Source organism: Streptomyces sp. NBC_00234 (assembly GCF_036195325.1).
Classification (GTDB): Bacteria; Actinomycetota; Actinomycetes; order Streptomycetales; family Streptomycetaceae; genus Streptomyces.
Genome location: NZ_CP108101.1, coordinates 447,038 through 460,301, shown reverse-complemented (window position 1 = coordinate 460,301; position 13,264 = coordinate 447,038). Strand labels below are relative to the sequence as shown.

The 13,264-nt window shown below is 71.4% G+C and carries 13 protein-coding genes; 9 read left to right on the top strand and 4 right to left on the bottom strand.

The features are described from left to right. Entirely contained in the window at positions 1-825 is an 825-nt protein-coding gene (locus OG230_RS02075; protein ID WP_328908403.1) for a VOC family protein, read from the bottom strand. Positions 826-969: 144 nt separating this feature from the next. After that, on the bottom strand, positions 970-1,302 hold the full coding sequence (locus OG230_RS02070) for a DUF6479 family protein (protein WP_328908402.1): 333 nt from the start codon (positions 1,300-1,302) through the stop codon (positions 970-972). A gap of 173 nt (positions 1,303-1,475) precedes the next feature. On the opposite strand from OG230_RS02070, the gene OG230_RS02065 reads away from it, so the two are divergent. From OG230_RS02065 to OG230_RS02035, 7 genes are all read left to right on the top strand, one after another. Continuing rightward, the gene (locus OG230_RS02065) at positions 1,476-1,862 is read left to right on the top strand and encodes a hypothetical protein (RefSeq protein WP_328908401.1); all 387 of its coding nucleotides are present in this window, start codon (positions 1,476-1,478) and stop codon (positions 1,860-1,862) included. 106 nt (positions 1,863-1,968) lie between these two features. Continuing rightward, positions 1,969-2,559, top strand: a complete 591-nt coding sequence (locus OG230_RS02060; protein WP_328908400.1) for a 2Fe-2S iron-sulfur cluster-binding protein — start codon at positions 1,969-1,971, stop codon at positions 2,557-2,559. Further along, complete coding sequence (locus tag OG230_RS02055) at positions 2,556-3,566, top strand: FAD binding domain-containing protein (RefSeq protein WP_328908399.1); 1,011 nt, start codon at positions 2,556-2,558, stop codon at positions 3,564-3,566. The genes OG230_RS02060 and OG230_RS02055 overlap by 4 nt, the downstream gene beginning before the upstream one ends. Positions 3,567-3,584: 18 nt before the next feature. After that, positions 3,585-5,678, top strand: a complete 2,094-nt coding sequence (locus OG230_RS02050) for a xanthine dehydrogenase family protein molybdopterin-binding subunit (protein ID WP_328908398.1) — start codon at positions 3,585-3,587, stop codon at positions 5,676-5,678. Between the two features lie 195 nt (positions 5,679-5,873). Beyond that, on the top strand, positions 5,874-6,359 hold the full coding sequence (locus tag OG230_RS02045) for an ATP-binding protein (protein ID WP_328908397.1): 486 nt from the start codon (positions 5,874-5,876) through the stop codon (positions 6,357-6,359). 150 nt (positions 6,360-6,509) lie between these two features. Next, entirely contained in the window at positions 6,510-7,913 is a 1,404-nt protein-coding gene (locus tag OG230_RS02040) for an NADP-dependent succinic semialdehyde dehydrogenase (RefSeq protein WP_328908396.1), read from the top strand. A 46-nt stretch (positions 7,914-7,959) separates the two neighbouring features. After that, complete coding sequence (locus tag OG230_RS02035; protein WP_328908395.1) at positions 7,960-10,344, top strand: phosphoketolase family protein; 2,385 nt, start codon at positions 7,960-7,962, stop codon at positions 10,342-10,344. Between the two features lie 24 nt (positions 10,345-10,368). Here OG230_RS02035 and OG230_RS02030 read toward each other — a convergent pair whose 3' ends face one another. Both OG230_RS02030 and OG230_RS02025 read right to left on the bottom strand, forming a co-directional pair. Further along, complete coding sequence (locus OG230_RS02030) at positions 10,369-10,773, bottom strand: hypothetical protein (RefSeq protein WP_328908394.1); 405 nt, start codon at positions 10,771-10,773, stop codon at positions 10,369-10,371. Positions 10,774-10,914: 141 nt separating this feature from the next. After that, entirely contained in the window at positions 10,915-12,030 is a 1,116-nt protein-coding gene (locus OG230_RS02025) for a baeRF3 domain-containing protein (RefSeq protein WP_328908393.1), read from the bottom strand. Between the two features lie 137 nt (positions 12,031-12,167). On the opposite strand from OG230_RS02025, the gene OG230_RS02020 reads away from it, so the two are divergent. Together OG230_RS02020 and OG230_RS02015 are read left to right on the top strand one after the other, a co-directional pair. Next, complete coding sequence (locus OG230_RS02020) at positions 12,168-12,662, top strand: DUF1269 domain-containing protein (protein WP_328908392.1); 495 nt, start codon at positions 12,168-12,170, stop codon at positions 12,660-12,662. A gap of 40 nt (positions 12,663-12,702) precedes the next feature. Further along, positions 12,703-13,260 carry a hypothetical protein gene (locus OG230_RS02015; RefSeq protein WP_328908391.1) on the top strand — a complete coding sequence of 186 codons (558 nt, stop codon included), beginning with the start codon at positions 12,703-12,705 and terminating at the stop codon, positions 13,258-13,260. Positions 13,261-13,264 lie beyond the last annotated feature (4 nt).

Sequence of the window (13,264 nt, the reverse complement as noted above, 5' to 3'; positions counted from 1 at the left end):
TCAGTCCTCCGCGACGTCCGGTGTCGCGACGTCCGTCACGGTGAAGAGGCCGCCGTCCGGGTCCCGCAGGGTCGCTTCGTCGCCCTGGTGCACCGGACGCCGCTCCACGAGTGCTCCACCGTGCTCCACCGCGGATTTCACGGTCGCGTCCACGTCCTCGACGGGGAACTGGACCTGCCAGTGCGGGCGCACCAGCGGGTCGGGAGCCGCCTCGACCGCGCCGGAGCTGATGCGGGCGAGCGGCCGTCCCCCGCACCGCACGATGACCTCGTCCTTCACGTAGGCCACCTCGCAGCAGCCGGGTTTGCCGCTGGCCCAGTCGAGTACCTCGCCGTAGAAGATCGCGGCGTCGAAGGCGTTTCTCGTCCGCAGCCGCAGCCAGGCGTGGGAATGGTCGTCGGAGGCCGGGGGAGAGGTGCTCCGCTCGGTCCGTTCCCAGATGCCGAACACCGCGCCGTCGCGGTCGGAGGCGAGGGCTCCGCGTCCCTTGCCGAAGGAGAGGGGTCCGACGGCGACCGTCCCGCTGCGCTCGCGGATACGGGATGCGGCCACGTCGGCGTTCTCGACGGAGAAGTACGGAATCCACGCCACGGCCACCTGGTAGGCCGACGCCCCCGCCACGATCCCGGCCACCGGAACACCTCCGCGGCGCGCCACGGAGAAGTCCCGGCCCAGCCGGCCCGGCCGGAACGTCCAGCCCAGCACCGCGCCGTAGAAGTACTGCGCGGCATCCAGGTCGCGGGTCATCAGGTTGACCCAGCACGGTGCGGAGGGCCCCGTCAGTGGTGCCGCCGCCCAGCTCGTCCGCGGTTCGCTTCCGGTCATGGTCCCACTGCCTCCGTCGGTTCTGCGGCGTGTCGTGCTGCCGCGGGGCCAGAACCAGCCTCATCGCACGTGGCCACTCCCGCAACACGCGACCGGGACGGTCCGGCGGGGCCGTCCGCCGCGACGGCCCCGCCGGACTCCGGGTCACCGGGTTTCGCGCGGCGGTTCCGTGTCGGGCGGGATCACCTCGTTGCCGTGGTCGCCGAGCGCGTACGGGGAGAGTCCGCGCCCGTCCTCGGGAAAGTGGTCCGAACCGTGCTTCCCGGCCTCCTCGATGTGGGTGCGGTGGTCCGGCATGAGCGGCTGCTCATCGGGGCGCGGCGCGGGCGGCTGCTCGTCCCTGCGCCGCCTGCCCCACCAGAAGGCGCCGATGAGCAGGGCCACCACGGCGATCCCGACGATCGGCATGACGACGCCGATCGCGCCGGCGCTGTCGGCGAGGGTGAAGGAACTCTGGGCTCCGTTCGTTACGTCCATGCTTGCCGCATACCCCGGAGGTCCGTACCCAGTCCGATATCAGCGTTAATTCACGTTTTGTGACCATCTGCAAAGAAATGTGTTTCGTTCGCGCGCTCCGTTCGTGTCGCAGTCGTCCGCCTGCGGGGTGAGCCTGGAGGGGGGAGCAGCCGGGCCCGACCGGAAGGAATCACGTGAACAGCAGGGCAGAGCAGGCACCCGTCCATCAAGAAGGCCGGGACGTGGTGGTCGCGGTCACGGGATGTACGAAGGAGGACGCGCGGACCGTGTTCGACGTACTGCGCCGCTCCTTCGACTCCGACCGTGCGGCGGAGGACGAACCGCGGGACGCGTCGGAGACGCGCCCGACCGTGTGGTTCGCGACCGTCGACGTGAGCGAGACGCGGGCCGCGGGTGTCCCCGCACCGCTGGCCGCGCCCGTGCTCATGGATGTGCAGGGCGGCTACTGGGCGGTCGACCGCTTGCGTCGGCATCTCGCCGAAGCGTTCGCCGTGCGGGTCGTCGGAACCGCGGCCGGTGACCAGGAAGAGGAAGTGCGGCTGAAGCTGGCCAACCGGTAGTCCGAACGATGTCTGATGCCGACGGGGCCGTTCCGGTCCTGCGCGGGACTGCGGCATGTCTGGTAGTAACCAGGACAAACGCCTCAGATCCGGAAGGTGCTCGCGCATGGATCCCACCAGCCCCGGGGAGGGCGGCACCGGGCAGGTCCGGGAAGCGCCCGGCGACCGGTCGACGCTCACACTGCACGTCAACGGGACCGCGCGGACCCTGACACTCGATCACCGCACCACCGTCCTGGACGCCCTGCGCCACCACCTCGGACTCACCGGCGCCAAGAAGGGCTGCGACCACGGCCAGTGCGGCGCGTGCACCGTGATCGTCGACGGGCGGCGCGTCAACAGCTGCCTCCTGCTCGCCGTGGCCCAGGACGGGGCCCAGGTCACCACGGTCGAAGGGCTGGCCGACGGAGACCGTCTGCACCCCCTCCAGCAGGCGTTCCTGGAACGGGACGCCCTCCAGTGCGGCTACTGCACCCCGGGCCAGATCTGCTCGGCCGTCGGCATGCTCGGCGAAGCGGCCGAGGGGTTTCCCTCCCATGTCACTTCCCAGGTTTCTCCGGCCGCTCCGTACGAGGGGGAGCCCGTCCCGGCCGTCTCCCTCGACCGGGACGAGATCCGCGAGCGGATGAGCGGCAATCTCTGCCGGTGCGGTGCCTACCCCCACATCGTCGAGGCCATCGAGGACGTCGCGCCGTGAAGCCGTTCGCCTATCTGCGCCCCGCGTCCGTGACGGAGGCGGTCCGTGCCTGTGCCGGACACCCGGGGGCCCGGTTCCTCGGCGGGGGCACCAATCTCGTCGATCTGATGAAACTCGGCGTCGAGACACCCGATCTGCTCATCGACGTCGGCCACCTGCCCCTGGACCGGGTGACCGCCACCTCCGAAGGGGGCCTGCGGATCGGCGCGACGGTACGCAACAGCGACCTCGCCGCGCACCCGGCCGTCCGCACCCTCCGGCCCGCGCTGTCGCAGGCCCTGCTCGCGGGTGCGTCCGGCCAGCTGCGCAACGCGGCCACCACCGGCGGAAACCTGCTCCAGCGGACCCGCTGCCCGTACTTCCAGGACCTCTCCAAACCGTGCAACAAGCGGACTCCCGGCGAAGGCTGCTCGGCCCGGGAGAGTACCCACCGCGACCTCGCCGTCCTCGGGTACTCCGCACAGTGCGTCGCCGTCGCCCCCTCGGACATGGCCGTCGCGCTCGCCGCCCTCGACGCCACCGTCCACCTGCACGGGCCCGACGGTGAACGGATCGTCCCCGTCACGGACTTCCAGCGGCTGCCGGGTGAGAATCCCGACCAGGACACGGTGATCCGGCCGGGCGAGCTGATCACCGAACTGGTGCTGCCGCCCGTCCCGGACAGCACGGTCTCCCTCTACCGGAAAGCCCGTGACCGCGCCTCGTTCGCCTTCGCCCTGGCCTCCGTCGCCGCCGTGCTGAGCGTGCGCGACGGCCGTATCGGCCATGCGACGCTCGCTTTCGGTGGCCTGGCCCACCGGGCATGGCGCGCCCGGGCCGCCGAAGAGGTGCTGCGCGGCGCCCCCGCCACCCACGACACCTTCGTACGGGCGGTACGGGCCGAACTCGACGCGGCGCGGCCCCTGCGCGGCAACGCCTTCAAGGTGGACCTCGCCCGCAGCCTGGCCGTCGGCGCGCTGGCCGAGCTCACCGCCCGGGCGGCTTCGCCCGGCACCCCCCGCACCTGAGGAACCGAGGACTCCCGCATGAGCCACGCCCCCCAGCCCACGGGCGCGCCCGTCGTCCGCCGCGAGGGCCGTGACAAGGTCACCGGTGCCGCACGCTACGCCGCGGAACACGCCCCGCCCGGCTGTCTGCGGGCATGGCCCGTGCCCGCCACGATCGCCCGCGGGCGGATCACCGCGATCCGCACGGCCGAGGCGCTCGCCGTCCCGGGCGTCCATACCGTCCTCACCCACGACAACGCGCCGCGCCTGGAGGAGCCCGACGACCCGATCCTCGCGGTCCTCCAGGACGACCGTGTCCCGCACCGCGGCTGGCCCGTCGCGCTCGTCGTCGCCGACACGCTCGAAGCCGCCCGCGCCGGAGCCCGGGCGGTCCGGATCGAATACGCGACCGGCGGGCACGACGTCGTCCTCACCGAGGACCACCCGGGGCTCTACACCCCCGAACAGGCCAACGGCGGTCACCCGGCCGTCCGTGAACGCGGGGACTTCGACGGGGCGTACGCGGCGGCCCCGATCCGTATCGACTCGACGTACACCCTAGAGGCGCTCCACAACCACCCGATGGAGCCGCACGCCTCCACCGCACAGTGGGCCGACGGCCGTCTGACCGTCCACGACTCCAGTCAGGGCTCCACCAAGGTGCGCGACAGCCTGGCCCGGATGTTCGGGCTCGGCACGGAACAGGTCACCGTCGTCTCCGAGCACGTCGGCGGGGGATTCGGATCGAAGGGCACCCCGCGCCCCCAGGTCGTGCTGGCGGTCATGGCGGCCCGGCACACCGGAAGGCCGGTCGAACTCTCGCTGCCACGGCAGCAGTTGGCCGCGCTGGTCGGCCATCGGGCGCCCACCGTGCAACGGGTGCGGCTCGGCACCGACGACGACGGAGTGATCACCGCCCTGGCCCACGAGATCATCACGCACACCTCCACCGTCAAGGAGTTCGTCGAGCAGGCCGCCGTGCCCGCCCGCACCATGTACACCTCGCCCCACAGCCGTACCGTGCACCGGGTGGTCGCTCTCGACGTCCCCACCCCGTCCTGGATGCGCGCGCCGGGGGAGGCGTCGGGCATGTACGCGCTGGAGTCGGCCATGGACGAGTTGGCCTGCGTCCTGGGGGTCGACCCCATCGAGCTCCGCCTGCGCAACGAACCGGCGGCCGAGCCGGACAGCGGACTGCCGTTCAGCAGCCGCAACCTCGCGGCCTGTCTGCGCGAGGGCGCCGAGCGGTTCGGCTGGCACGGCCGCGACCGGCAGCCGGCGGTCCGGGAGGAGGGGCCGCTGCTGATCGGTACGGGCGTGGCCGCGGCGACGTACCCCGTCCTCGTCAACGGCTCCACCGCCTCGGCCCACGCGGCGCCCGACGGCTCCTACCGCGTCCGGACCAATGCCACCGACATCGGTACCGGCGCCCGGACCGTCCTCGCCCAGATCGCCGCCTCGGCGCTGGGCACGCCGGTGGAGAACGTGGCCATCGAGATCGGCAGCAGCGAACTCCCCGGCGCCCCGCTCGCCGGGGGCTCCGCGGGAACGGCCTCCTGGGGGTGGGCCGTGCACAAGGCGGCCACGGAACTCGCCGGCCGTCTGGCCGAAAGCGCCGGACCGGTTCCGGAGGGCGGGATCACCGTCACCGCCGACACCGGGCAGGAGGCGGCCGAGGAGCCGCCGTACGCACGGCACGCGTTCGGCGCGCAGTTCGCCGAGGTCGCGGTCGACTCCCTCACCGGTGAGGTCCGGGTACGCCGCCTGCTCGGCGTCTACGCCGCCGGGCGCATCCTCAACGCCCGTACCGCACGCTCCCAGTTCATCGGCGGCATGGTCATGGGTCTGGGCATGGCCCTGACCGAGGGCAGCACCATGGACCCGGTGTTCGGCGACTTCACGGAGAGCGATCTCGCCTCCTACCACGTGCCGGTCTGCGCCGACGTCCCCGACATCCGCGCGCACTGGATCGAGGAGGACGACCCGCACCTCAACCCCATGGGCAGCAAGGGCATCGGAGAGATCGGCATCGTCGGTACCGCCGCCGCCATCGGGAACGCCGTGCGCCATGCCACCGGCGCCCGGCTGCGGGCGCTGCCGCTCACCCCCGACAAGCTGCTGCCCTACCTGTGAACGCGTCCGTTCGGCCGCCCTTCAGGGGCGGGCCCGGACCTCTCACCTGCGGCAACCGCCCATTTGTTGCGGTATCGGCCCCTCCGGGTCACCCTAATGAGTGACCCAGAAGTGATGACTGCTCACGCTTCGTGTTCGGGGGTCGTTGTTCAACAGGGTTGAAGCATGTGGGCCTCGCGGTGAGGAGCCTCGACGATGACCGTTCCACTCGACCGGCACTATCAGGTCGAACTGCACGTATCGGCAGAGCGCGTTTCCCAGCTGCGGCGCATTGTCGCCGCACACCTTCGTCACTGGAGTCTCGAACTGCACGTCCGGCCGGTGTGCCGGGCAGCCGAGGAGCTTCTGACGAACGTCCACCGGCATGTCGGCGACGACAACAAGGCCGTCGTCGAGCTCCGCTGGACCGGCCGGCACCTCACGGTGTCCGTGACCGACAACGGCCGTGAGATGCCCAAGCTGCTCAGCGGCGGTGGCGGCGGCCTCAGCCGCGTCATGGCCCTGAGCGACAGCTGGGGCACCTGCCGCACCACCGAGGGCAAGGTTGTCTGGTTCACCCGATACGCCCAGGCGCCGCGGAGCACCGAACTGGTGCCGCATCCGCCGCTGCCGGGCGGACGCGAAGCGCGGGAACTGCCGATTCCCGTCATCGGGGAACTGTCCGTCCCCGTCCTCGTATGACAGCGCTGTCGGTGACGACCCGGCCGGCGCGGACCGCGTGCACACCGCACGCGTGATCCGCGCCGGCCGGGTACGTGTGTCAGGGGGCGCGTTTGCGCGGTGGAGCGCGGCGCGGCACGGTCGAAGTACTCACGCAAGGAGGCCACTGCCATGCCCATCGCGACGGTCAATCCCGCGAACGGCGAGACCATCAAGTCATTCGACGCGCTGGGGCCGGAGGAGATCGAGCGCCGGCTCGCCACCGCCGACAGCGCGTTCCGACGGCACCGCACCACCACCTTCGCTTCACGGGCCGAGCTGCTGAACCGGGCCGCCGATCTCCTGGACCAGGACCAGGACGAGATCGCACGCATCATGACCACCGAGATGGGCAAGCCGGTCAAGGCCGCCCGTGCGGAGGCGGCCAAGTGCGCCAAGGCGATGCGCTGGTACGCGGCCAATGCCGAGCGGCTGCTCGCGGACGAACACCCGTCGGAGGCCGATGTGCGCGACGCCGGCGCCTCCAGGGCCTATGTCCGCTACCGCCCGCTGGGCGCCGTCCTCGCCGTCATGCCGTGGAACTTCCCGCTCTGGCAGGTCGTACGATTCGCCGCCCCCGCTCTCATGGCCGGCAACGTCGGCCTGCTCAAGCACGCGTCGAACGTCCCGCAGACCGCCCTCTATCTGGAGGACCTCTTCCGCAGGGCCGGGTTCCCCGAGGGCTGCTTCCAGACCCTGCTCGTGGGATCGGGGGCGGTCGAGGCGATCCTGCGCGACCCCCGCGTCGCCGCGGCGACGCTCACCGGCAGTGAACCCGCGGGCCGCTCGGTCGCCTCGGTCGCGGGCGACGAGGTGAAGAAGACGGTCCTGGAACTGGGCGGCAGCGACCCGTACGTCGTCCTGCCCTCCGCCGACATCGAGAAGGCCGCGGCGACCGCGGTCACCGCCAGGGTGCAGAACAACGGGCAGTCCTGCATCGCGGCCAAACGGTTCATCGTCCACACCGAGGTGTACGACGCGTTCGCCGAGCGCTTCACCGCGGGCATGCGCGCACTGACCGTCGGGGACCCGGCGCAGGAGAGCACCGACATCGGCCCGCTCGCCAGCGAGCAGGGGCGCACCGACCTGGAGGAGCTGGTCGACGACGCGGTCGGCCACGGAGCCACCGCCCTGTGCGGCGGTGGCCGGCCCCAGGGGCTCGGCGGCGGCCTGGACGCCGGCTGGTTCTACAGCCCGACCGTCCTGTCCGGCATCACACCCGCGATGCGTATCCACCAGGAGGAGACCTTCGGTCCGGTGGCCACGCTCTACCGGGCCGCCGACCTGGACGAAGCCCTGGCCCTCGCCAACGACACCCCCTTCGGGCTGAGCTCCAACGTGTGGACGCAGGACGCGGACGAGATGGCCCGCTGTGTGCGCGACCTGGAGGCGGGTGGCGTCTTCTTCAACGGCATGACGGCCTCGCACCCCGCGCTGCCCTTCGGCGGAGTCAAGCGCTCCGGCTACGGGCGGGAGCTGGCGGGCGAGGGCATCCGTGAGTTCTGCAACATCACCACGGTCTGGTACGGCGCCTGACGGAGCGCCGACGGTCCTGCCCGCCTCCCTGCCGAGGAGTCACCGCATGCGCGACGCCCCCGTGCCGTCATCGGCACCGCTGTCCGACCAGGAACTCGCGGCACTCGACGCGCACTGGCGCGCGGCCAACTACCTGGCCGTCGGCCAGATCTATCTGATGGCCAACCCGCTGCTGGAGGAGCCCCTCGCCCCGGAGCACATCAAGCCACGCCTGCTGGGGCACTGGGGCACCTCACCCGGGCTCAACCTCGTGTACACCCACCTCAACCGGATCATCAGGGCCCGCGAGCAGCAGGCGCTCTGCATCTGGGGACCCGGCCACGGCGGACCCGCGGTCCTCGCCAACTCCTGGCTGGAAGGGAGCTACTCGGAGACGTACCCCGACGTGACCCGTGACGCCGCCGGCATGGAGCTGCTCTTCAGGCAGTTCTCCTTTCCCGGCGGTGTACCCAGTCACGTCGCCCCGGAGACCCCCGGTTCCATCCACGAGGGCGGGGAACTCGGCTATTCCCTCTCCCACGCCTACGGCGCGGCCTTCGACCACCCGGACCTGCTGGTCGCCTGCGTCATCGGCGACGGAGAGGCGGAGACCGGGCCGCTCGCCGCGTCCTGGCACTCCAACAAGTTCCTCGACCCGGTGCACGACGGGGCGGTCCTGCCCATCCTGCACCTCAACGGGTACAAGATCGCCAACCCGGCGGTCCTCGCTCGTATCCCGGAGAGCGAACTCGACGCGCTGCTGCGCGGCTACGGCCACGACCCGCTCCACGTCGCCGGTGACGACCCCGCCACCGTGCACCGTGAGCTCGCCAGCGCGATGGACCTCGCCCTGGACCGCATCCACGCCTTCCAGCGCGCCGCGCGCACCGAGGGCGCGACCGAGCGCCCGCGCTGGCCGATGATCGTGCTGCGTACGCCGAAGGGCTGGACCGGCCCGGCGGAGGTCGACGGGCAGCCGGTGGAGGGAACCTGGCGCGCCCACCAGGTCCCGCTGCCCGGAGTCCGGGACGACCCCGACCACCTGCGCCAACTGGAGGCGTGGATGCGCTCGTACCGGCCGGAAGAGCTATTCGGCCAGGCGGGGCGCCCGAGCGCGCAGGTCCTCGGCTGCGTTCCCGAGGGCGAGGCCAGGCTCGGGGCGAGCCCGTACGCGAACGGCGGTCTATTGCTGCGGGATCTGCCGATCCCGGACCTGGACGACCACGCCGTGCCGGTCGACAGGCCCGGTGCCACGCTCCACGGGCCCACCGGTGTCCTGGGCGGCCTGCTCGAAGGCATCATGGCGGCTACGGCCGGGCGCCGGGACTTCCGTGTCGTCGGCCCGGACGAGACCGCCTCCAACCGGCTCGACGCCCTCTACGGAGCCACCGGCAAGGCATGGCAGGCGCAGGTACTCCCGGTCGACGAACACCTCGCGCGCGACGGCCGGGTGATGGAGGTGCTCTCCGAGCACCTCTGCCAGGGCTGGCTGGAGGGATACCTCCTGACCGGACGCCACGGACTGTTCTCCTCCTACGAGGCGTTCGCCCACATCGTCGACTCCATGGTCAACCAGCACATCAAATGGCTGCGCACCTCGCGGCGGCTGCCCTGGCGCCGGCCCGTCGCCTCACTGAACTACCTGCTCACCTCGCACGTGTGGCGCCAGGACCACAACGGCTTCTCCCACCAGGACCCCGGCTTCGTCGACCACATCCTCAACAAGAGTCCCGAGGTCGTCCGTGTCTATCTGCCGCCGGATGCCAACACCCTGCTCTCCGTCGCCGACCACGCCCTGCGCAGCCGGGACTACGTCAACGTGATCGTGGCGGGCAAGCAGCCGGGCTTCGACTGGCTGACCCTCGACGAGGCCCGCGCCCACTGCGCGCGTGGGGCCGGTGTGTGGGAGTGGGCCGGTACGGAGGACGGCGGCCGGGAACCCGACGCGGTGCTCGCCTGTGCCGGTGACGTACCCACGCTGGAGGTGCTGGCCGCGGCGAGTCTGCTGCGCAGGCACCTGCCGGAACTGGTCGTGCGGGTGGTCAACGTCGTCGACATGACGAGGCTGCTGCCGGACGGGGAGCATCCGCACGGGATGCCCGACTCCGAGTACGACGCCCTGTTCACCACCGACAGGCCCGTGATCTTCGCGTACCACGGCTATCCCTGGCTGATCCACCGTCTGGTCTACCGCCGCACGGGCCACGCCCAACTGCACGTACGGGGCTACAAGGAGGAGGGCACCACCACCACGCCCTTCGACATGGTGGTCCGCAACGACCTCGACCGCTTCCGGCTGGTGATGGATGTCATCGACCGGGTGCCCGGCCTCGGCGTCCGTGCCGTCGCCGTGCGCCAGGCCATGGCGGACGCGCGTACGCGCCACCACGCCTGGATTCGTGAACACGGCACGGACCTGCCGGAGGTCGCGGACTGGACCTGGGACGGCTGACACCCGTGCGTCCCTTCGGGGCGCTCAGCGCACGGTCACGCGTACGACGGGCGAGACCGCGCCGCCACCGACGATGCGCAGCGCGTTCTCGCCCTTGAGGCCGAGCAGCACGCGCAGGCTGTACGTGTGGTCGCGGTTGGTGTTCATCGAGGCGGGCAGGGACACCCATCGGCTGCCCTGCTTCTGCTGAAGGGTGACCCGGGTGCCCGCCGGGATCTGCCGGGCCGGGCCGTGGACCCGGAACTCCTGCCAGGCCGAGACGGTGTCCACGGTCGCCTTCGCGCTCAGCGCGGGGCGTGCGGTCTGCTTCCCGGCGCTCGGCCCGGCCTGCGGCGCGGGAACGTCGGACGAGGCTGCCGCCCCGCCCGCGCCCGCGAGCACCGCCGCCGCCGTCACGACAGCAGCCGTAACCCGCCTGTAGCGATCCATGAATGACGCTCCTTCGTCTGCGGGCCCGACCGATGGGATCGGGCCGTGGAGCGTCAAACCTAGATATAAGTAACATAATCACCCGGCAGGGACACGCGAGGTCACACGTTCGCCGTGCGGGTACTCCCGTTGCCCCCGCGTTCAGTACCGCAGTGCCGCCGCGATCCCTCCGTGCTCGGAGAGTGAGTCGTCGGCCAGGAACACCACCTCGGAACCGCTGTTCAGGGCCGCTTCGATGAGCTCGTCGACGATGTCCTCGCGGATGTCGCCGGTCGCTCCCTGGACGGCTCCGGGGGCCACCGGCTCCAGGTGCTCGTCGGTGACCTCGACGGTCGTCTGGAAGTGCTCCTCCACCGCGACCAGGCCGGCCCTGCCCTCCCGTACCGCGGCCCACACCTCGTCGAGGCCGCCGGCGAACGAGCGGCTGCCGCGGGCGACGTCGAGCCTGCCCTCGATCTCCTCGGCGGTCCGCTTGCGGTGGCTGTCGAGCGCGGGACGCAGCTCCTTGAGGAGTTCGGCCGGTGCCGTGTCGGCCGGCGCGCCCTTGGTGACCCGGCCGGCCGCGGACTTCGACGCCTCGCCCACCTCGTCCAGCATCGCGAGCGCGGGGGCGAGTCCCACCAGGTACAACGGGCGGGGATCGGCGGCCAGCAGCGTGCGCAGCTGCTCGTCGACGGTGCGCAGGAACTGGCGGGTGTCCTCGTTGCTGAACGTGCTGGGGGTGTCGCCGATCCGCTCCTCGCGCTGCGGGTTCGGCGCCTCGTGCGGAGCCTTCAGCGGGAATCCGGACCGCTCCTCCTGGTGGACCGCGTCCGTCGTGCCGCTCCAGAGCGTGGCGTGCTCCGCGGACACGGTCAACGCCCAGAACGGCGTCGCCTGGGCCTTGGCGGCGACCAGGTTCCGGGTGAGATAGGTGTCGCTGAGGATCACACGTTCGGGTGCGGTACGCGGCAGTTGCCAGATCTGGTACTCGTCGGCGGTGGCGAGTACGACGAGGGATTCGAGCGCCCGGCGCGGGTCCACCTCGGCGACCGCCCGGTCCAGCTGCTCCTTGATGGCGGCCCGGACCTCGCGCGACACGTCCGGGTCGGCCTCCAGGCGGTTCGACGCCTCCGCCACCAGGTTGCGCAGCCGGACGGCGTCCTGGGCGTTCTCAGGCGCGCGGCGGTGGGTCGGCATCGTCAGGGACAGGGCCGGATAGGGCCGTGTCGCCCGCAGGTCCTGCAGCAGGCCGGTGGTCAGGGCGTCCGTATCCATCGTTCCCTCCCAGGGGGTTCGTGTCCGAGGTGCAGGTCTTCCGCTCCCGGGAGGAGCGGGTGATTCGACGAGTCAATTCATATCGGTTGAACCTAATATGAGCGAGTTGGTCGTTTTGTGACATGGAGGTGCATGCGATGTCCACGCTGACCGTGTGGAAGTTCCCTTCGGCGGATGCCGCGGAGAACGTCGAGACGACGCTGAAGTCGCTCCAGAAGGAGGGGCTGGTCAAGATCCTCGACGCCGCCGTGGTGACCTGGCCTGCCGACCGGCCCAAGCCCCGGACGAAGCAGCTGCGCAACCTGGTGGGTGCCGGTGCGCTGAGCGGGACGTTCTGGGGCATGCTCTTCGGGCTCATCTTCCTGATGCCGCTCCTCGGCGCGGCCATCGGTGCCGCGGCCGGCGCGCTGGGCGGCAAACTCGCCGACATCGGCATCGACGACGACTTCATCGCGGAGGTCAAGCAGCAGGTGACCCCCGGTACTTCGGCGCTGTTCCTGCTCACGACGGACGAGGTCCCCGACCGGATCAGCAGCGCGCTTCCGGGGGACGGCGCCGAACTGCTGCACAGCAACCTGGACACCGCGCGCGAGGCGAAACTCCGCGACATCTTCGGTGACGAAGCGGAATGACCCCCTCCCCGCTCACCCCCACACCGAAGACGGAGTGTCTGTGAAACCGAACCGGCCCCTCGCGGCCCGCCTCCTCGTCCCCGCCGCGCTCACTGCGGCGATCGTCGGCGGGACCACCGCCTGCGACAGCGACACCAGCTCGGAAGGCACGTCCACCAGCGTCCGTACGCTCACTCCCGAGCAGCCCGCCTCTCCCTCCGTCGCCTCGCCCTCCGCCTCGGCGACCCCGCAGACCCAGGAAAGCCTGGAGGCGTCCGTCTCCGCCGAGCTCGAACGGGTCAGGGCCGAGGCCACCGAGCTCCTCGAAGGTGCCGACGGCCGGGGCAACGCGGTCCAGGACGTCTCGGTGACGGGCCAGCCGGTCTCCGCGTCCGAGACCTTCCGCAGCGCTCTCGTCAGGGTCACCAACTCCACCGACCAGGAAGCCTTCTACGCCGTCCGCGTGGAGTTCGTGGACGCGAACGGGGACGTCCTGGACTCCGCCGTCGTCGGCTTCGAGGACGCACCGCCCGGCCGCACCGTCAGCAAGCAGGCCACCAGTCGCAAGGCCGCGGGCGTCAAGACGTTCCCCCGGGTCGCCCAGGCCGAGCGCGGCTGAGGGC